Annotated in this window: 18 protein-coding genes; 10 read left to right on the top strand and 8 right to left on the bottom strand. The window is 69.8% G+C overall.

The window, feature by feature from the left end:
- Positions 1–158: 158 nt before the first annotated feature.
- The 3 genes from HUW46_RS40455 to HUW46_RS40445 are packed head-to-tail and all read right to left on the bottom strand — an operon-like array spanning position 159 to position 5415.
- On the bottom strand, positions 159–1055 hold the full coding sequence (locus HUW46_RS40455) for an ROK family protein (RefSeq protein ID WP_215543937.1): 897 nt from the start codon (positions 1053–1055) through the stop codon (positions 159–161).
- A complete protein-coding gene (locus HUW46_RS40450) occupies positions 1052–3964 on the bottom strand; it encodes a glycosyl hydrolase 2 galactose-binding domain-containing protein (RefSeq protein WP_215543936.1) in 2913 nt (970 codons plus the stop codon). Before HUW46_RS40450 ends, HUW46_RS40455 begins: the two co-directional genes overlap by 4 nt.
- Positions 3961–5415 (bottom strand): APC family permease, encoded by a 1455-nt coding sequence (locus tag HUW46_RS40445; RefSeq protein WP_215543935.1) that lies wholly within the window; start codon positions 5413–5415, stop codon positions 3961–3963. The genes HUW46_RS40450 and HUW46_RS40445 overlap by 4 nt, the downstream gene beginning before the upstream one ends.
- A 198-nt stretch (positions 5416–5613) precedes the next feature.
- Between HUW46_RS40445 and HUW46_RS40440 the strand changes: the two genes are divergently transcribed.
- Positions 5614–6822: an ROK family transcriptional regulator gene (locus HUW46_RS40440; RefSeq protein WP_215543934.1), complete on the top strand. Its 1209-nt coding sequence runs from the start codon at positions 5614–5616 to the stop codon at positions 6820–6822.
- Positions 6823–6826: 4 nt separating this feature from the next.
- Here the strand turns inward: HUW46_RS40440 and HUW46_RS40435 are convergent, their stop codons facing one another.
- A complete protein-coding gene (locus tag HUW46_RS40435) occupies positions 6827–7159 on the bottom strand; it encodes a hypothetical protein (protein WP_215543933.1) in 333 nt (110 codons plus the stop codon).
- 62 nt (positions 7160–7221) lie between these two features.
- On the opposite strand from HUW46_RS40435, the gene HUW46_RS40430 reads away from it, so the two are divergent.
- From HUW46_RS40430 to HUW46_RS40390, 9 genes are all read left to right on the top strand, one after another.
- Complete coding sequence (locus tag HUW46_RS40430) at positions 7222–7938, top strand: DUF998 domain-containing protein (RefSeq protein WP_215543932.1); 717 nt, start codon at positions 7222–7224, stop codon at positions 7936–7938.
- A gap of 518 nt (positions 7939–8456) precedes the next feature.
- Positions 8457–9218: a 3-oxoacyl-ACP reductase FabG gene (gene fabG / locus HUW46_RS40425; protein ID WP_215543931.1), complete on the top strand. Its 762-nt coding sequence runs from the start codon at positions 8457–8459 to the stop codon at positions 9216–9218.
- 13 nt (positions 9219–9231) lie between these two features.
- Complete coding sequence (locus HUW46_RS40420) at positions 9232–9684, top strand: MaoC family dehydratase (RefSeq protein ID WP_215543930.1); 453 nt, start codon at positions 9232–9234, stop codon at positions 9682–9684.
- A 94-nt stretch (positions 9685–9778) separates the two neighbouring features.
- Positions 9779–10813, top strand: coding sequence for a phosphotransferase family protein (locus HUW46_RS40415; protein ID WP_215543929.1), 1035 nt, complete (start codon positions 9779–9781; stop codon positions 10811–10813).
- The gene (locus tag HUW46_RS40410) at positions 10813–12036 is read left to right on the top strand and encodes an acyl-CoA dehydrogenase family protein (protein WP_215543928.1); all 1224 of its coding nucleotides are present in this window, start codon (positions 10813–10815) and stop codon (positions 12034–12036) included. Before HUW46_RS40415 ends, HUW46_RS40410 begins: the two co-directional genes overlap by 1 nt.
- Entirely contained in the window at positions 12033–13259 is a 1227-nt protein-coding gene (locus tag HUW46_RS40405; RefSeq protein WP_215543927.1) for an acyl-CoA dehydrogenase family protein, read from the top strand. The genes HUW46_RS40410 and HUW46_RS40405 overlap by 4 nt, the downstream gene beginning before the upstream one ends.
- Complete coding sequence (locus HUW46_RS40400; RefSeq protein ID WP_215543926.1) at positions 13256–14377, top strand: acyl-CoA dehydrogenase family protein; 1122 nt, start codon at positions 13256–13258, stop codon at positions 14375–14377. Before HUW46_RS40405 ends, HUW46_RS40400 begins: the two co-directional genes overlap by 4 nt.
- A gap of 37 nt (positions 14378–14414) precedes the next feature.
- Positions 14415–15434, top strand: a complete 1020-nt coding sequence (locus tag HUW46_RS40395) for a helix-turn-helix transcriptional regulator (RefSeq protein WP_215543925.1) — start codon at positions 14415–14417, stop codon at positions 15432–15434.
- A complete protein-coding gene (locus HUW46_RS40390; RefSeq protein WP_215543924.1) occupies positions 15431–15814 on the top strand; it encodes a hypothetical protein in 384 nt (127 codons plus the stop codon). Before HUW46_RS40395 ends, HUW46_RS40390 begins: the two co-directional genes overlap by 4 nt.
- Here HUW46_RS40390 and HUW46_RS40385 read toward each other — a convergent pair.
- From HUW46_RS40385 to HUW46_RS40370, 4 genes are all read right to left on the bottom strand, one after another.
- Positions 15772–16386 (bottom strand): TetR/AcrR family transcriptional regulator, encoded by a 615-nt coding sequence (locus tag HUW46_RS40385; RefSeq protein ID WP_215543923.1) that lies wholly within the window; start codon positions 16384–16386, stop codon positions 15772–15774. The genes HUW46_RS40390 and HUW46_RS40385 overlap by 43 nt on opposite strands.
- A 49-nt stretch (positions 16387–16435) precedes the next feature.
- Entirely contained in the window at positions 16436–18088 is a 1653-nt protein-coding gene (locus tag HUW46_RS40380; protein WP_215543922.1) for an AMP-binding protein, read from the bottom strand.
- Positions 18089–18161: 73 nt separating this feature from the next.
- Positions 18162–18941 (bottom strand): SDR family oxidoreductase, encoded by a 780-nt coding sequence (locus HUW46_RS40375; protein ID WP_215543921.1) that lies wholly within the window; start codon positions 18939–18941, stop codon positions 18162–18164.
- Positions 18938–19690, bottom strand: a complete 753-nt coding sequence (locus HUW46_RS40370; RefSeq protein WP_215543920.1) for an SDR family oxidoreductase — start codon at positions 19688–19690, stop codon at positions 18938–18940. Before HUW46_RS40370 ends, HUW46_RS40375 begins: the two co-directional genes overlap by 4 nt.
- Between the last annotated feature and the right edge of the window lie 31 nt (positions 19691–19721).

Below are 19721 nucleotides of genomic sequence, written 5' to 3'. Positions count from 1 at the left end.
GCCGATGGTGGCCGGATCGGGCCCCAGCCTGGTCCCTCCGGCCTCGGTACGGCAACACCTCATCGAGTGGGATCGTCCGGCGACCGAATGAAACCGCGCGGCGACCGTGCGAAAACGGCCGGGCCCGCACGACGCGGGCCCGGCCGTCACGTTCCGCCTCAGGCGTCCAGCGCCAGCGCGATCGCGCCGCGGAGCGCGCCATCCTGGTCGAACTCGGCCGGGACCAGCGCGGGCGGGAACGGCACCGCCTGGGAAAGCCGGTACCGCAACGGCGGCAGCACCACCTCGGCCGACCGGACGAGGCCGCCGCCGACCGCGATCCGCACCGGGTCGATCGCGATCGCCAGGTTCGCCACGTGCACCGACAGCTCGTCGAGCGCGTCGGTGAGCAGTTCCTTCGCCGCCGGATCCTGTTTCGCCAGCTCGAAAAGCTCCGCCGCGCTCGTCGGCCTGCCGGTCAGCGCGCTGACCCGCCTGCCGAGGCCCCGGCCGCCGACCGCCTCCTCCAACGGTGCGGAACCGCTGGCGAACCCGTCGGTGTCCGACACCCCGCGCAGGTTGTAGCCGATCTCGCCGGCCGCCCCGTTCGCACCGGCGAGCACCTTGCCGCCGAGCACGATCGCGGCGGCGAGACCGGTGCCGAGGTAGAGGAACACCGCGGGGTCGACGCCCCGCAAGGCTCCCCACCTCGCCTCGGCGAGGCCCGCCGCCTTGACGTCGGTGCCGACCGCGACCGGCAGGTCGCCGAAGCGGGCGCGCACCAGGTCCCGGAGCCGGAGCTGCTGCCAGCCCGGCACGTTCGGGGCGAGCAGGATCTCGTCCGGCAGCACGATCCCGGGACTCACCACACCGATCGCCGACGGGCCGCCGTGCCCGTTGTCGGCGAGCAGCTCCGCCGCGGCGGCCAGCGCCCTGTCGATGACCTGCTGGGCGCCGGCCTCCGCGTCGGTGTCGATGCGCCGCTGCGCGAGCAGCGTCCCGTCGCGGTCGGACAACCCGATCGCGACCTTCGTGCCACCGAAGTCGATCCCCAGTATCACGTCCAGTTCCGTCACTCCTTCGTCCCGTCGGGCAGTGGCATGCGATAGGCGGCGTACTGCGACACCGGTGCCTGGTAGGACGAAGCCGGTGCGCTCACCACGACCCGGTCGGTGTTCCACCCGGCCACCGACACCACCGGCCGCGCCCCGCGCAGCTGCTTCGAGTCGTAGTGCGCGGTGAGCACCTGCGACTCGCCCGGCCACAGCACGATGTCGTTCTCGTCCCAGGTCGCGGTGACGACCTGGTTGTCACCCGGCTGCTCCTTGCCGTCCGCGGTGCCACGGCGCACATCCGCGCGCAGGAAGAACGCGACCGGTTTCGACGACGTGTTGGTCACCGTCACCGCGGTGGCGGTGTCGGCGCCGTTCGGCCCCTGCTCGCCCCTGGTGGCCGCCTGCACGCCGACCGAGGACTTCGGCAGGTTCTGCAACGCCTGCAGGTTCGCGTACTGCGACATGGTCGCCTGCGGGTTCTGGTAGCTCTTCGGCCAGTCGACGACGTCCTTCTGGGTCGACTGCCAGTAGGTGTTGCGGTCGACGACCTGCCCGTTCTGCTTCACCAGCAGCTCGACGAAGTACACGCTCGCCTTCGCGGGCGGTTTCGTCGCGGACGGCACCTTCGGCTTCAGCACCGCGTTCCGGACCTGCTGGCCCGCCAGTGAAACCCCGTCGGCCTGCTGGTCGTCGAGCACCTTGCCGTCGAGGTCGTAGACCTTCGCCTGCACCGAAAGCCCTTGCTGCGCACCGCCGCCGAGGTTCGCCACGGTCACCGTGTCGTCGTCGTAGGCGTAGAGCGCGTGCAGCGGCTTGTTCGCCTTCTTGGCGCCGAAGTACGCGCCGGGCTGGTCACCGTCGTTGTTGAACAGCGACCACAGCAGGGTCGGCCAGCCCTTGTTCAGCTGCCAGTAGACGATGCCGGTCGCCGGGTTCTTCTTGTCCGTCGAGTGGTTGATGAACGACTCGAACTGCGAGCGCGTGTTCTCGTAGTTCGCCACCTGCGCCTGCTTGACGTAGGAGTCGAGATCGGACCACTTGCCATACCGCTTCGCCATCGCGTCGTCGAAGGTGTACAGCGTGCCGAACTTGTAGCCGCCGTGGCCCGCCTCGAAGTTCGCGTGGTACTGGTTGTACTCCGGGTCCTTCCAGAGCTTTTCCTGCTCCGCCGGGGAAAGGAACCGCTTGACGGAGTCCATCGTCGGCACCGTGTGACCCGCGCTCTGCTCGCTCGCGAAACCCCACGAACCGCCGACGTTCGTGCGGCTCGGGTCCTTCGGGTCGAAATGCGTGGTGTCGTACCAATATGTCGGCGGGACCCAGTCGTACGGGCCTTCCTTCTCGCCGGCCTGGCCGAGCGTCGGCGTGCTCTTGTACTCCGCGGACGCGGTCAGCGGGACGTCGAAATCGGTTTCCTTGAACGCTTTGAGCGTTTCGCTCTCCTGACGCGGGATCGGCTCGTTGTCGCTCCAGCCGTAGGTGAACACGCTCGGGTGGTTGCGCTCCATCCTGCCGATGCCGACCGCCGAATCGTGCATGATCCGATAATCGCGTTCGGTCAGCTTCGTGTCCTTCTCCGGCTGCCACGCGTCGCAGCACAGGAACCCGCCGATCACCAGGATGCCGGCGCGGTCCATCTGGTCGTAGAAGTCCTGCGGCATGTCGTGGCCCTCGAGCCGGATGCCGTTGAGTCCCATGTTCTTGATCAGCGCCGCGTGGTGCGCGACCTCGGCCTTCGAGTAGCGCAGGAACAGGTCCGGGGCGTACCCGCCGCCGCGGAACACGAACTCCTTGCCGTTGATGCCGAAGATCCGCGAGCCCTCCGGCGCCTGCGGCGACTTCCCGGCCAGCCGCGTGCTGACGCTGCGGATCCCGAAGGTCTGGCTCGCCGTGGTGGACACCGTGCCGTTCTGCGCGATCGCGGTCTTCAGGCCGTACAGCGGCTGGTCGCCCATCGAGTAGGGCCACCAGAGCTTCGGCTCGCTGATCTTCAGCGCGCCGAACTTCGCCGGGCTGAACTCCACGGTTTTGGTGGTGTGCGGGGGAATCGACACCGACTGCTTGACCTCGATCGGCGCTCCCCCGCCCGCCGGTGGGGTCACCGTGGCGCTGACGTCGGCGGTCTGCGCGGACCCCGCGTTGTTCGTGACGTCGGTCTTCACGGTCAGCGCGGAACTGCTCAGATCGGCCGCGTTCGCCTGGGTCACGTGCGCGTTCGACCCGGTCAGCGCGTCGGAGACCTGCAGGGTCACCGGGAACTGGATACCGGTGTTGTTGTCCGGCGGGATCTGGCCCCAGTCGACCTGGTCGAGGGTGAACATCTTCTTCGGGTTGTTCGGGTACATCTTGATCGCGAGCGAGTTCTTGCCGGGGCGCACCAGCTTCGACACGTCGAAGGTGTGGGTGGCGTAGGCCCCGCTGACGATGTCCTTGCCCGCCACGAGCTTGCCGTTGACCCACACGTCGCCTTCGCCGACGACACCGGGGATGGTCAGCTTCGCGGTCTGGCCCGCCTTGATCTGCGGGGTGAAGTCGGTGCGGAACCACCACGGCACCGCGAACCTCGGCACCGTCACCGGGCCCAGCGCCGGCATGTACCCGAAGCACTTGCGCATGTTCTCGCCGGTGTAGACGTCGGGGCACTCGCCGTTCTGCACCAAGGCGTTGATCTCGGTGCCCGGTGCGCCCGCGTCGTCCGGTTTGACCGGCAGCCAGCCTTTAGTCGCGAAATCGGGGCTGGACACCTGCTCCCCCGGCTGCTTCGCGAGCGCGGTGCTCTGCACCTGCCAGCCGCCGGTGCCGAGGGTGACCGGTTCGGCCGACGCCGGGCGCGCCTGCTCGTTTTCCGCCGCGGCGGACACCGTGACCAGGCCAGGTACGAGCAACGCGGCCGCGGTGAAGGTCAGCGCGCGTGCGACAGACTTCCTCATGCGGTGGTCTCCTCCGTCTTGTCTTCCGAATAGGCCTCGCGTATTTCCTTCGGCCCGAAGGGCCACGTGCGTTCCGCCTTGGCCCACACGAGGAACGCCGCGATGCCGAACACGACCCAGCCGATCGACAGCCACAGGGACAGTTCGGTCGACGAGTAGTACAGGTAGACGAATCCGACGAGCGCGATGACCGTCGGCAGCGGGTACAGCCATTGGCGGTACGGGCGCTTGAGGTGCGGCTGGCGACGGCGCAGCACGACGATCGCGGCCACCTGGGCGAGCGACTGGATGAGCACGAGCGTGCTCACCGCCGCGCTGATCACGTCGGTCAGCGAGAACAGCGAACCCGCCATGGTCAGCACGCCCATCGTGAGCACACCGGCGGTCGGCAGGTTCAGCTTCGGGTGGAGCTTGCCGAAGACCGGCAGGAACACCTTGTCGCGCGCGGCTTCGAAGGGAACGCGAGAGCCGCCGAGCAGACCGGCGAAGACCGAGCCGATCGCGGCGATCACGATGAAGACCGTGATCACCTTCGACACACCGGTGCCCCATGCCTGTTCGAGCACCATCGAGCCGAGCGAGCTGGCGCTCTGGACCTGGTCGAGCGGCAGCGCGCCGAGCACGCCGACCTGGAACAGGAAGTACAGCGACATGATTCCGACGATCGAGAAGATGATCGCCCTCGGCAGGGTCCTGCCGGGATCGCGCACCTCGGCGCCGAGGTAGGCGATGGTGTTGTAGCCGAGGTAGTCGTAGACGGCGATCACGAGACCGGCGCCGAGGCCCATCCAGAAGGCGCCGCCGGAGAGGCTGAACGCCCCCGGGGTGAACGCGAACGCCTGCGCGGCGTCGAAATGCGAGAACGCCGCCACGATGGTGGCGAGCATCGCGAACAGCATGACGCCGAAGAGCACCATGGTGAACTTCGTGATCTGCCCGATCTTGCGCAGCAGCAACAGCATGATGACGGCGACGATGCCGATCCCGATGACCTTACCGAGCACGGTCGTCGCGCCGTCGGCGCCGACGACACCGGGCACCAGGTAGCCGAGGTACTGGACCAGCCCGATGATGCCCGAGGACATGATGAGCGGGATGAACAGCACCGCGCTCCACACGAACAGGAACGGCATCAGGCGGCCGGTGCGGTACTGGAAGGCCTCGCGCAGGTAGATGTAGGTGCCACCGGCGCCGGGCATGGCCGCGCCGAGCTCGGCCCAGATGAGCCCGTCGGCGATCACCACGATCGCGCCGACGATCCAGCCGAACATGGCCTGCGGCCCGCCCATCGCGGCGACCATGCCGGGCATGGTGATGAACGGGCCGATCCCGCACATCTGTGTCATGTTGATGGCCGTCGCCTGCAATGGGCCGATCTGCCGCTGGAGACCAGCGGGCCGGGTGCCGGGGCCTCCAGCCCCGGCACCACCCGATCGGGTGGGTGAACTCACAGCGCACCTCCGTCAATAGTTAATAAAGTTTCTTAACATGGGTTGCCCGCCGACGGAAGGGTTCACCCGTAAACTGGTGGCAACTCGTATCCAGGAAAGAGGCGCGATGACCGTTCAGGGCCGCGGGGAGGAAGCGCTCCAGTCGACGTGGTGCGCTTGGGCCTCATCGGGGTTTTCCCGAACCGAGGGACAACACCGATGAGCGCGGACAAATCCCCGCAGGTCGGTACTCCGGCGAACATGCGGGGGCTGAACCAGCGCGCCGTGCTCGAACGGCTGCGCACGGCGGGCCCGGCCACCAGGCCCCGGATCGCCACCGACACCGGGCTGTCCAAGCCGACCGTCGGGCAGGCGCTGCTCGACCTCGAACAGCACGGGCTGGTCCGCACCGCGGGCCGGACGCTCGCCGGCCCCGGCCGGTCGGCCGTGGTCTACGAGGTCGACCCGTCCGCGGGCCACGTGCTCGGGATCGACATCGGCCGCGGCCTGATCAGGGTCGCCGTCGCGGACCTGTCCGGTGCCGTGGTCGCCAGGCTCGACGAGCGCAACCGGGCCCGGTCCGCGAGCGCGTTGATGCGCATCGTGCACGAGAGCGCGGAGAAGGCGTTCGACCAGGCGGGAATCCGGATCGGCGACGTGGTGTCCACCGTCGTCAGCACCCCCGGCGTGCCCGACGCGGGCTCCGCGACCCTGCAGCAGGCGCCGAACCTGCCCGGCTGGGAGCGCAAGGGACTGCTGAAGGAGCTCGAGTCGGTGCTCGGCACCGAGATGACCGTCGAGAACGACGCGAACCTCTCCGCCGTCGGCGAGCACGAGTCCGGCGCCGCGCGCGGGGTCGACGCCTCGGTGTGCGTCACCGTCGGCACCGGGATCGGCATGGGCATCATCCTCGACGGCAGGCTCTACCGCGGCGCGCACGGCGCCGCGGGCGAGATCGGGTACCTGCCGTTCGGCTGGCCGTCCGGTGGCGGCATGCCGGACATCGACTACGCCAAGCAGCGCCAGGGAATGCTGGAATCGGCGGCGGCCGCGCATTCGGTCGTCGAGCACGCGACGCGCGCGGGGTTGACCAAGATCCGGACCGCGAAGGACGTCTTCGAAGCGGCCCGCCGCGGCGACGGGACCGCGCTCGAAGTCGTCGAGGAGGAAGCCAACCGGCTGGCGTTCGTGGTGTCCTCGGTCGCCGCGGTGATCGACCCCGAGCTGGTCGTGATCGCGGGCGGTATCGGCAAGAACCACGATCTGCTGGCCGTGCCGCTCGAACGCGCGATGGGCAGGGTGACGCCGATGCGCCCGAAGATCGTGCCCGGCGAACTCGGCGAGGAGGCCGCGCTCACCGGCGCGATCGCGACCGCGCTGCGCACCGCGCGCGATGTGGTGTTCGACCGGCGGGGCCGGACAGGCTGAGGCGTCAGACGCGGCGGGTGGCCGGGGCGAACTCGCGCGCGCCGAGCACCGGGCCGTCGACGACGAGCACGCCGTCGTCGCGCACCTCGTAGGTGTGCGACGACGGGTCCATGTCGGCCCTCGTGTGGACGACGCCGCTCGCGTCCACCTCCCGCCCGTCGCCGTACCGGAACTCGATCCTGCCCGGCGACTGCGCCGTCCAGGTCAGCTCGATCACTTCGTAGTACTCGCCATCTCGGCCGTACTCGACCCAGCCCGTGCCCCCTGGGGAGACCAGCAGTTCCTGGTACTGCCCGTTTTCGTCCCAGTGCCGCCAGTACCCGACGATCGCGTCCACGCCGCCATTCTGCCAGCCAGTCCACAGTGGATTCTCAGGTTCCGCTCGTAACATGGGACGTCATGACCACCTCCCCGGCGAACCGCCGCGGCCCGATGGCGCTGGCGTTCCCGTCACTCGGGCTCTCCGGTCTGGTCGCGGGCGCCGGGCTCGTGCTGCTGCTGCAGTTCGTGCCACCGACCGACGACATCAGCCCGATCCGCAGGACGATCAGCGAATACGGGCTCACCTCGAACAAGTGGGTCTTCGACCTCGCGGTGGTGCTGGTGGCGTTCGGCTCGGCCGCCGCGTTCGCCGGGCTGATCCGCCAGCGGCTGCTCCCGGTGCGCTCGGTGGCGACCGCGCTCGGCGGGCTCTGGGTGGTGAGCCTGCTGGTGGTCGTCGCGTTCCCGAAGCACAACTGGGCGATCGGCCCGAGCGCGGGCGGGGACGTGCACCGCGTCGCGAGCATCGTCGGTTTCGTGGCACTCCCCCTCGCCGTGCTGTTCGCCGCGAAGATCGTCTTCGAGAACGCCAAGACGTGGCGCCGGATCTCGATCGCGCTGGCGATCACCTCGCTCGGCTGGTTCGGCGTCATCCTCACCGCCGTCGGGATCATGGCCGCCGGCGGTCCTCCGTGGTGGGTGGTCATCCCGCTCGGGCTCGTCGAACGGTGCATGGCCCTCAACGGGCTGCTCGCCGTCGCGACGCTCGCGGTGCCGCTGTTGACCCAGCCGGTGCCACGGCTCGAACCGGAAAACGATCACTATGCGCCGGTGAATACCGAATCGAAATCCTAAGCCTTTCCTAAATTTCGCGCCGTCCAATCGGTCCGGACCTACACTCCTTTTATGAAGATAGCGCTGTGGATCGCACTGTGCGGGCTGTGTATCGCAGCCGGCCACGTGCTCCTCGGCGCGGTCGCCGTGGCGCTACTGCTGGGCTGCCTTCCCGCCCACCGCCACGCAGAACCCGTTGCGCGGCAAAGAAATCCACTCGGCCGACGCGCCAAGAGCGGCGCCGCCGCGGACGCGCTGCCCCGGCAGAGAACACCGGTGCGGTAGCACGCGCCTCGCCGGAATCCGACGGTGGTCAGCCAGGCGGGAATTGCTGGTCAATTCGATCAAGTTCACTCGCCGAACCCCATTTCGCGGCCGCCGCGGGATATCGCCACGGCGCGCCACTCGACCGAGCACGACGCGCCGCGCCGCCTCGGCTCGACATGACGCAGGTCACAGACCAAGCTGGGGCACTGGGGGTACCTTTTAGGCACCTGTGCTAAGCAAGCGCTTATCTCAACGAAGAGGGAGAGACCGCTGTGACCGAAACCCATTCGCGCGTCGCGATCGTCACCGGAGCCGGAAGGGGGATCGGCGCGGCGGTCGCGCGCAGGCTCGCCGCCGACGGATTCGCGGTCGGCCTGCTCGACCTCGACGAGGACGGGGTGCGGACGGGCGCCGAAGCGATCGTCGCCGACGGCGGGCGCGCGATCGGCGTCAAGCTCGACGTGAGCAACGCCGACGACGTCGACGCCGCGGTGTCGAAGGTCGCCGACGAGCTCGGCCCGCCGACCGTGCTGATCAACAACGCGGGCATCACGCGCGACAACCTCATCTTCAAGATGAGCGAGCAGGAGTGGGACTCGGTGCTCGGCGTGCACCTGCGCGGCTCGTTCCTGATGACCCGCGCGGTGCAGAAGTACCAGACCGAGCAGAAGTGGGGCCGGATCGTCAACCTGTCGAGCACCTCCGCGCTCGGCAACCGCGGGCAGGTCAACTACTCCGCGGCCAAGGCGGGCATGCAGGGCTTCACGAAGACGCTCGCGATCGAGCTCGGCAAGTTCGGGGTCACCGCGAACGCGATCGCGCCCGGTTTCATCGCGACCGACATGACCGCGGCGACCGCCGAACGGGTCGGGATGTCCTTCGAGGACTTCAAGAAGGCGGCGGCCGAGCAGATCCCGGTGCGCAGGGTCGGCGAGCCGGAGGACATCGCCAACCTCGCCTCGTTCCTGGTCAGCGAGGGGGCCGGGTTCATCTCCGGCCAGGTCGTGTACGTGGCTGGCGGGCCGAAGGACTGAGGGGAGCGGGACCATGCGGGTCTTTTCCGGACTGGACGAGTTCGCCGGCGCGGTCGGCGAACACCTCGGCTTCAGCGACTGGCACACGATCACGCAGGAGCGCGTGCGGCTGTTCGCGGACGCGACCGACGACCACCAGTGGATCCACCTCGACACCGAGCGCGCGGCGAAGGGGCCGTTCGGCACCACCATCGCGCACGGGTACCTGACGCTGTCGCTGCTGCCGATGTTCGGCGCCGAGGTCTACCGGGTCGACAACCTCACCATGGGCGTGAACTACGGCCTGAACAAGGTCCGGTTCCCCCAGCCGGTGAAGGTGGGGTCGAAGGTGCGCGCGGGCGCCGAACTCGTCGAGGTCACCGACGTGACCGGCGGGAAGCAGGCCGTGGTGAAGTGGACGATCGAGATCGAGGGCGAGGAGAAACCGGCCTGCGTCGCGGAATTCGTGGTTCGCCTGATCGGCTGATGCCGGTCGGGCCCCGCGCCGCGGCGCGGCGTGGGGCCTGTACGACATACCGACCAGTCGGTATCGTGATGGCGACGGAACAGGAGGCTCGATCTTGACCAGCAACGACCCGCCCGGCCTCGCGCTCGGCACCCTGCGCGCCTGCCTCGACGAACGCCTGCCCGGCCTCGTCGGCGGCGAGCTGACCGGCGAAGTGGTCCAGGGCGGCCGGTCGAACCTCACCTACGTGGTGAGCGACGGCGCGAACCGATGGGTAGTGCGGCGCCCGCCGCTCGGCCATGTGCTCCCCACCGCGCACGACATGAAGCGCGAGCACCGGGTGATCACCGGGCTCGGCCCCACCGCGATGCCGGTGCCGGAAACCCTTCTCCTGTGCGAAGATCCCGACGTGCTCGGCGCGCCGTTCTACGTGATGGAGTTCGTCGAGGGCACCCCGTACCGCACCGCGGACGAACTCGTCCCGCTCGGGGCCGAGCGCACGCGCGCCATCGCGCACTCGCTCGTGGACACCCTCGTCGCGCTGCACGAGGTCGAGCCGGACTCGGTCGGGCTCGGCGATTTCGGCCGCCCGGAAGGGTTTCTCGAACGCCAGCTTCGGCGGTGGAAGAAGCAGCTCGACGGTTCCCGCAACCGCGACCTGCCCGGCGCCGACGCACTGCACGACCGGCTCGCGGCCGCCATCCCCGCCTCGGGCAGGCCGTCGATCATCCACGGCGACTACCGGCTCGACAACGTGCTCGTCGACGGAGCGGACGGCACGGACCGGATCACCGCGGTGCTGGACTGGGAGATGTCCACCCTCGGCGACCCGCTCACCGACCTCGCGCTGATGGTCGCCTACGCCGAACGGAGCGCGCTGAACCTCGACTTCGTCTCGAACGCCACGACAGCACCCGGCTACCCGAGCCCGGACGAGGTGGTCGCCAGGTACGCCGGGCGATCGGGCCGCGACGTGTCCGCGCTCAACTGGTACGTGGGCTTCGCGTTCTTCAAGCTCGCGGTCATCCTCGAGGGCATCTACTTCCGGTTCACCAAGGGGCAAACCGTCGGCGAGGGCTTCGAACGCGCGGGCGACGGAGTCATCCCGCTCATCCGGCACGGCAACGAGATCTTGAAAGAGGACCGCTGATGGACTTCGCCTACGACGCCAAGACCGAGGAGCTGCGCGAGAAGCTCCTCGAGTTCATGGACTCCCACGTCTACCCCGCCGAGCCGGTGTTCGAGGAGCAGTTGGAGGGCCGCGAAAATCCCTGGTCCTCCGTGCCGATCGTCGAGGAACTGAAAGCCGAAGCCCGCAAGCGCGGCCTGTGGAACTTCTTCCTCCCTGGTGAACACGGCGCCGGGCTGACGAACCTCCAGTACGCGCCGCTGGCCGAGATCACCGGCCGCAGCCCCAGTCTCGCGCCGACGGCGCTGAACTGCGCCGCGCCGGACACCGGGAACATGGAAGTGCTCGCCATGTTCGGCAGCGAGCAGCAGCGCGAGCAGTGGCTGCGGCCGCTGCTCGACGGTGAGATCCGATCCGCGTTCGCGATGACCGAGCCCGAGGTCGCGTCCTCGGACGCGCGCAACATCTCCACGAGCATCCGCCGCGACGGCGACGAGTACGTCATCGACGGGCGCAAGTGGTACATCTCCGGTGCGATGAGCCCGGACTGCCGGATCTTCATCGTGATGGGCAAGACCGACGAGCAGGCGGCGGCGCACCAGCAGCAGAGCATGATCCTGGTCCCCCGCGATACCCCGGGCCTGACCGTGAAGCGTGGCATGAAGGTCTTCGGCTTCACCGACGGCGACCACGGCGGCCACGCCGAGGTGCTGTTCGAAAACGTCCGCGTGCCAGCGGAAAACCTGATCGCAGAAGAGGGCAGCGGGTTCGCCATCGCGCAGGCCAGGCTCGGCGCCGGGCGCATCCACCACTGCATGCGCCTGATCGGGATGGCCGAGCGCGCGCTGGAGCTGATGTGCACGCGCACGCTTTCGCGCTCCACGTTCGGCAAGCCGATCGCGGAGCAGGGGGTCGTGCAGGACTGGATCGCCGAGGCGCGCGTGCGCATCGAGTTGCAGCGCCTGCTGGTGCTCAAGACGGCGTGGCTGATGGACACCGTCGGGAACCGGGGCGCGCACACCGAGATCCAGGCGATCAAGATCTCCACGCCGTCTGCCGTCGAATGGATCCTCGACAAGGCGATCCAGGCGCACGGCGCGGGCGGGGTCAGCCAGGACTTCCCGCTCGCGCAGCTCTGGATGGCCGCACGCATGCTGCGCCTCGCGGACGGGCCGGACGAGGTGCACAAGCGCTCGCTGGCGCACCGCGAGCTGAAGAAGTACCGGACGGAGGCCGCGCGATGAGCGCACCGACCGCCGACGACCTCCGCGCGCGGGTCCGCGCGCTGCTCGCCGAAAACGACCCGAAAACCGTGGCACGGCTGGACTTCCTGCGCGCCCGGTTCGACGCGGGCCTCGCCTGGGTGCACTTCCCGGCCGGGCTCGGCGGCCTCGACGCGCCGCGCTCGCTCCAGTCCGTTGTGGACGCCGAACTCGCCGAGGCCGGTGCGCCGGACAACTCGCCGCGCCAGATCGTGATCGGGCTCGGCATGGCTGCGCCGACGATCCTGCGCTTCGGCACGCCCGAGCACCACCGTCGCTATCTCCGTCCACTGTGGACCGGCGAGGAGGTGTGGTGCCAGCTGTTCAGCGAACCGGGCGCGGGCTCCGATCTCGCCGCGCTCGGCACCAAGGCGGTTCGCGACGGTAATGGGGGCACCCCCGCCAATGGGGGCGTAGCCGGCGGGGGAGACTGGGTGGTCACCGGCCAGAAGGTCTGGACATCGGGCGCGCACCTGGCCAGGTTCGCGATCCTGGTCACCCGCACCGATCCCGACGTGCCGAAGCACCAGGGCATGACCTACTTCGTGTGCGACATGTCCGCGCCAGGCGTCGAGGTCAGGCCGCTGCGGCAGATCACCGGCGAGGCGGAGTTCAACGAGGTCTTCCTCAGCGAGGTCCGCATCCCGGACTCGCAGCGGCTCGGCGCGGTCGGCGAAGGCTGGAAGGTCGCGCAGACCACGCTGATGAACGAGCGCGTCGCGATCGGCGGGACACCGATGCCGCGCGAGGGCGGGCTGCTCGGCCCGGTCGCGGAGGCCTGGCGGGAGCATCCCGAGCGGCGGACACCCGAGTTGCACGACCGGCTGCTGAAGCTGTGGGTGGAGGCCGAAACGCTGGGGCTGGCGAGCAGCCGCCTCCGCCAGCAGCTCACGGCCGGTCAGCCCGGTCCGGAGGGCTCGGTGATGAAACTGGCCTTCGCCGAGCTGAATCAGGCGCTGTCCGGGCTGGAGGTCGAGCTGCACGCGGAGCAGGGGCTCGTCTACGACGACTGGACCATGCGCAGGCCGGTGCACATCGACTTCGCCGCGCGCGGTCCCGGCTACCGGTACCTGCGCGCCAAGGGGAACTCGATCGAGGGCGGCACCTCCGAAGTGCTGCGGAACATCGTCGCCGAGCGGGTGCTGGGGCTGCCGTCCGAGCCGCGCGTTGACAAGGACGTCGCCTGGAAGGACCTGCCGAAGTGACCGAGCGCGCTGATTCTCCGGACCTGCTCTATTCGGACGTCGAAGAGGATCTCCGTGCCAGCGTGCGGGATCTGCTGACCGACCGGGCCGAGCCGTCCGCGCTGATCGCCAGGACCGAGTCCGCCGAGCCGTACGACCTGAAGCTGTGGCACACGCTCGCCGCGGAGCTGGGCACGGCGGGGCTCATGGTGCCCGAGGACCTCGGCGGGCACGGCGGGTCGGTGCGGGAAACCGCGCTGGTGGCGGAGGAACTGGGCCGCAGCGTGGCGCCGGTGCCCTTCCTCGGCAGCACGGTGCTGGCCACCTCGGCGCTGCTCGCCGCCGGTCCTGCCGCGTCCGAAGTGCTCGGACGGCTCGCGAGCGGAGCCGTGATCGGCGCGCTCGCGGTGCCGCTGACCACCGCGCCCGGTGCGGACTTCCCCTCGGCGGTGACGGTGGGCGCGGACGGCGCGCTGTCCGGCCGCGTCGGCGCGGTCGCCGACGCCTCGGTCGCCGAGGTGTTCGTGGTGCCCGCCGTCGGCCCCGACGGGCCCGGACTGTACACAGTGGACGCTTCGGCGGCCGCGGTGACCGAGCTGGTCTCGCTCGACCTCACCCGCCGGATCTCGGACGTGGTCTTCGAGGGCGCACCGGCCGCACGGGTCGCAGACGCGGACACCGCACCGGCCGCGCTCCAGCGCGCGCTGACCGTCGGCGCGGGTGTGCTCGCCTCGGAGCAGGTCGGGATCACCGACTGGTGCCTCACCGAGACGGTCGCCTACGTCAAGGAGCGCTACCAGTTCGGCAGGCCGGTCGGCTCGTTCCAGGCGCTCAAGCACCGGCTGGCCACGCTGTACCTCGAACTCGTCAGCGCGAGGGCGGCGGCGAGGTACGCGGCGGACACGCTCGCGAACGGCCACGAGGACTCCGACGTGGCGGTGGCCGTCGCGGCGGCGCGTTGCTCCCCGATCGCGCTGCACGCCGCGGAGGAAGCGCTCCAGCTGCACGCCGGGATCGGCATGACCTGGGAACACCCGATCCACCTGTACCTCAAGCGCGCCAAGAGCGACGACGTGGCGCTGGGCACGGCGGGCAGGCACCGCGCACGGCTCGGCGGGCTGGTGGACCTCCCGGCGTGAGCCGGGAAATGTCGGTGGGCGGTGGTAGACCGGGGCGGTGCGCGCGTCCCGGTTGCTCTCGCTGCTCCTAATCCTGCAGACCCGCGGGCGGATGACCGCGCGGGAACTGGCCGACGAGCTGGAGGTGTCGGTCCGCACGATCTACCGCGACGTCGAATCGCTGCACGCCGCCGGCGTCCCGCTCTACGGGGACGCTGGGCACGCGGGCGGGTACCAGTTGCTCGACGGGTACCGCACGAAGCTGACCGGGCTCACCACCGACGAGGCCGAGGCGCTGTTCCTCACCGGTCTTCCCGGCGCGGCGGCCGAGCTGGGGCTCGGGTCGGTGGTCGCGGCCGCCAGGCTCAAGCTCACCGCCGCGCTCCCCCGCGCGCTGCGCGAGCGCGCGGGGCGCATCCAGGACTGCTTCCACCTCGACGCGCCCGGCTGGTACTCCGACGGCGAGCACGCCCCGCACCTCACGGCGGCGGCGAGCGCGGCGTGGGACCGGCGGCGCGTGCGGGTGCGCTACTGCCGCTGGCAGGCGCCGCAGGAGGTCACGCGCGTCCTCGATCCGTACGGCATGGTGCTCAAGGGCGGCCGCTGGTACCTCGTCGCGGCGTGCGAAGCGTCGATCCGCACCTACCGGGTGTCCCAGATCCGGGACCTCGAAGTGCTCGACGAGCCGTTCGAGCCGCCGGAGGGGTTCGACCTCGCCCGGTACTGGGGTGCCTACCTCGCCGATTTCGATCGCAGGCGGCACACCGGCAAGGCCGAAGTGCTGCTGTCGCCGACGATCGTGCGCACGCTGCCCGATCTGCTGGACTCGGCCGTCGTCCGCGCCGTCGACCACACCGGGACGATGACCGGCACCGGCTGGCTGCACGCGGTGGTGCCGATCGAGTCCGAGGCCCGTGCGGTGTCGGACTTCCTCCGGCTCGGCGCCGAGATCGAAGTACTCGGCCCGGCGTCGCTCCGCGAGCTGATGCGCGAGACGGTGGCTTCACTCGCGCGCGCCTACCGCACTCCGCAATTCGGTGGCGAACGCCGTGCCGGTGCCGAACCATCTCCGCGGTGACCGAAACACGCCTCATGCAGGAGCTGACCAGCGAGCTGTGGAGCACGGCGAGCCGGTGGCACATCGGCGACCTCGCCTGGGAACGCGGCCAGGGGCACGAGGGGGCCACGATCCTCGGCTGGTTCCGCGAAGTGGCCGCCGGGAACGCCCTCACCGCGCAGGTGCTCGAAACCAAAACCGTGCGCGCGGCGGGTTACTCCGTTGTGGACGGTCCGTTCTTCCGTGTGCAGGCGGTAGATCCGCGCACGATCGCCGATGCCCCGAAAGTGACCTTCGGGGCGCCCAGTTCCCCGAAAGTCACCTTCGGGGACTTCGCGGCCCGCGGATCTTCACGGAATCATCCGTCCGGGCGCAGCGAGGCGAGCAGCAGATCGGCGTAGTGCTCGCCGACCTGCCGGGCCGACAGCGATCCGCCGCGCCGGTACCAGCTGCCGAGGTGGTGCACCGAGCCGAAGAAGAAGTCGATGATGATGTCCGCTGGCTTGTCCGCGCGGAACTCGCCCGAGCGCTGGCCCTCTTCGATGAGCCCGCGGAACCGCTCGTGGTACTTGCGCCGCTCGGCGCGCACCGTGCGCTGCTTCTCCTGGCTGAGCTGGTGCATCGACTGCCAGAAGACCTTGTTGTCGTCGAGGTTCGCGATCGTGCTGACCACCACGTCGGTGGACGCGGTGCGCAACCGCTCCCGCAACGGCGCCTCGGTGACCGCGACCTTCTCGAGCTGTTCGGTCTGCTCGCGCAGCACCCGCCCGTAGATCTCGTAGAGCAGGTCGTCCTTGGAGTCGAAGTAGTGGTACATGGCGCCCTTGGTGACGCCTGCCGCCTCCACGATCTCCTGCACCGAGGTGCGGTCGAACCCCTTCTTGGCGAACAGCTTCGTCGCGACCGACAGCAGCCGTCTCGGCACGGTGGCGTCCGGTTCCGCTTCCGCCTTGCGCGCGGTGGCCCTGGTCATCGCGGCCCTCCCCTTCCCCTTCTCGAACCTCCAGGCTAAACCGTCTCCATTAGTCCCTGGCCCGCAGCTCACGACGCAGGATTTTCCCGCTCGCCGTTTTCGGCAGTTCGGCGAGCACTTCGACCGTCCGCGGGCTCTTGTAGGCGGCGAGCTGCGCACGGCAGTAGGCGATCAGCTCTTCGGGATCGGGGCTGGTGCCGGGGCGCGCGCTCACGTACGCCTTCACCGTCTCGCCGCGGTACTCGTCGGGGACGCCGACGACCGCGGCCTCGCGCACGTGCTCGTGGGTGTAGAGCACGTCCTCGACCTCGCGCGGCCACACCTTGAACCCGGAGGCGTTGATCATGTCTTTCTTGCGGTCCACCACGTACACCCAGCCGTCGGCGTCCATGAACCCGATGTCGCCGGTGTGCAGCCGCCCGCCTGGCATGCTCTGCTCGGTCGCCTCGGCGAGGTTCCAGTAGCCGGGCACCACGGTCGGGCCCTCGATCACGATCTCGCCCGGTTCCCCTTGCGGCGCCTCGGTTCCGTCGTCCCCGAGGATCCGCACGATCGTCCCCGGCACCGGCAGGCCGATCGAGATGGTGCCGGAGGCGGGGTCGATCGGCGCCTCCCTCGACCCCGGCACCGAGACGCAGCCCGCTGTCGTCTCGGTGAGGCCGTAACCGTTGCGGATGTACTGGCCGAACTTCTCGCGGAACGCCTCCACCACCGCGGGCGGAAGTGCCGCCCCGCCCGAGTAGAGCAGCTCGAACGACGCGAAGTGCTCGCGCGTCGCGTCGGGATGGGCCATCAACGCCATGTACGCCGTCGACGGGCCGACCGTGTAGACCGGGCTCGTTTCCCGGAACGCGTCGAGCACCACGCCCGCTTCGAACCGGTACGCCAGCACCAGCGTGCCCGCCAGGTCGATCGCGGTGGCCAGTTCGCACACCATGCCGGTGATGTGGAAGAGCGGGGCGAGCGTGAAGATCACCCCACCCTCCGCCATATCGGAAAACGTGCGGAGGGACGCGGCGTTCACCGCGATGTTGCGATGCGTGTTGGTCGCGCCCTTCGGTGTGCCGCTGGTACCCGAGGTGTAGCTGATGAGCGCGACGTCGCCGCCGGAGAGCCCGGGATCCGGCACCGCGTCGTGGTACTGGCGCGCGATGTCGAGCAGGTCGCGCGCCCCTTCGACGGGCACGCGCGCCGCACCGCCGAGCACCCGTTCGTCGTTCCTGGTCTGGAAGTCCAGTTCGCTCGCGACCAGTCCGATCGGCACCCCCGCTGCCGCCGCGACCGCCGAGATCCGGTCGCGCCACGCCTTCGGCGAGCACACCACGGCCCGCACCCCCGCGTCGGTGAACACGTGGGTCAGCTCCCGCTCGCGGTACATCGGGTTCACCGGGACCGCGATCCCGCCCGCCTTCCAGGCGCCGAGCAGCGCCAGCACGAACTGCGGGATGTTCTGCAGCACCAGCGCGAGCCGGTCACCCGGCACGAAGCCCGCCGAGCGGAGGTAGGCCGCCACGCCGTCCGACAGCTCGTCCACCTCGCGGTAGGTGAGCGAGCCGTCGAAGTAGGAGATCGCGGTCCGCTCAGGCGCGCGGGCGACGGCCGAGCGGAACGTGGCGAGCAGCGTCGTCGCTTCGATCGGCGGCGCGGCGAGCATGCGCTCGTCGTACTGCGCGAGCCAGGGTTTCGTTTCGTACCAGCTCATCCACACTCCTCGAACCCGAACCGACCAGTCGGTATGTCAACGCTATGGATACCGGCCGTCGCCGTCAAGCGCCTCAGCCCTCCAGCTCCTCCACCTTGCGCTGCAGCTTGTTCATCCCGCCGAGCCACCGGTCGGTCTGCGTGGCGCGGGCCGCGTAGTAGTCCGCCACCTCGGGATGCGGGAGCACCAGGAACCGGTTCTCGGCCATCGCGGTGAACAGCGCGTCGGACACCTGCTCGGGTTCGATCGCCGACGCCCCCATCAGGAAGTCGCCCGCCTTGCCGGTGCCGGAGAGCATGTTCGTCCGCACGCCCTGCGGGCACACCGCCTGCACGGTGATGCCGCGATGGCGGTAGGTCGCGCTCAGCCATTCGGCGAAGGCCAGCGCGCCGTGCTTGGTGACCGAATACGGCGCGGATCCGAGGCTGGTCAAGATCCCGGCCGCGGACACCGTCGCGACGAAGTGCCCGCGACCGCGTTCGAGCCAGCCCGGCAGGAGCAGGTCCGCCGCGCGAACGTGTGCCATCACGTTCACGTCCCACGCCGCCTGCCATACCGAGGCGGGGGCTTCGGGACCGCCGTGCGGCGCGATACCCGCGTTGGCGCAGAACACGTCGATCGCGCCGAGCGCGCCATTCGCGGTGTCGATCAGCCGCCGCACGCCGTCTTCGCTCGCGACATCACCGACGAACGCGGTGCCACCGACCTCTTCGGCCACCGAGGTCACCGACTTCTCGTCCAGGTCCGCGACGACCACGCGCGCACCCTCCGCGCGGAACCGCCTCGCCAGCGCGGCACCGATCCCGCCACCACCACCGGTGACGACGACACCCGCGTCCTTCAGCGTGGTCACAGGCCACCTCCGAGCGAGACGCCGCCGTCGAGCACGAGCGTCTGACCGGTGATCCACCCGGCCTCCTCGGACAGCAGGAACGCCACCGCGCCCGCGATGTCCTCCGGCACGCCGAGGCGCTTCAACGGGTACGCCGCGGCGACCTCGTCCTCCCTGCCCTCGTACAACGCGGTGGCGAAGGACGTCTTCACCACGGCGGGCGCGACCGCGTTGAGGCGGATCTTCGGCCCGAGTTCGGCGGCCAGCTCGACGGTCAGCCGGATCAGCGCGGCCTTGGTCACCCCGTACATGCCGATCCCCGGCGAGGCGCGCAGGCCGGCGATGGACGCGACGTTGACGACCGCGCCGCCGTGCTCGCCCATCCACGCGTCGCGCGCCTTCCGCGTCCACGCGAGCGGCGCCAGCACGTTGACGGCCATGAGCTTCGCGGCGGCCGCGTCGTCGACGTCGATCACCGGACCGTAGACCGGGTTGATCCCGGCGTTGTTCACCAGCAGATCGAGGCTGCCGAACCGGTCGATCGCGGTCGCGACGGCCTCGTCCTGGTGCTCGGGGTTGTCGGCCTTGCCCGCGACCGCGATGGCGACGTCGTCACCACCCAGTTCCGCGACCGCCTCGGCGAGCGGTTCCGGCTTGCGGGCGGTGATGCACACCTTGGCGCCGCGGGAGACGAGTTCCTTGGCGACGCCGAGGCCGATACCCCTGCTGGCGCCGGTCACGATGGCGACCCGGTCCTTGAACGAGTTCACTGCTGCGGCCCTTTCCGTCGACAACGTACTA

The sequence above is a fragment of the Amycolatopsis sp. CA-230715 genome (assembly GCF_018736145.1).
Classification (GTDB): Bacteria; Actinomycetota; Actinomycetes; order Mycobacteriales; family Pseudonocardiaceae; genus Amycolatopsis.
This window is presented reverse-complemented; position numbering and strand designations above follow the sequence as displayed.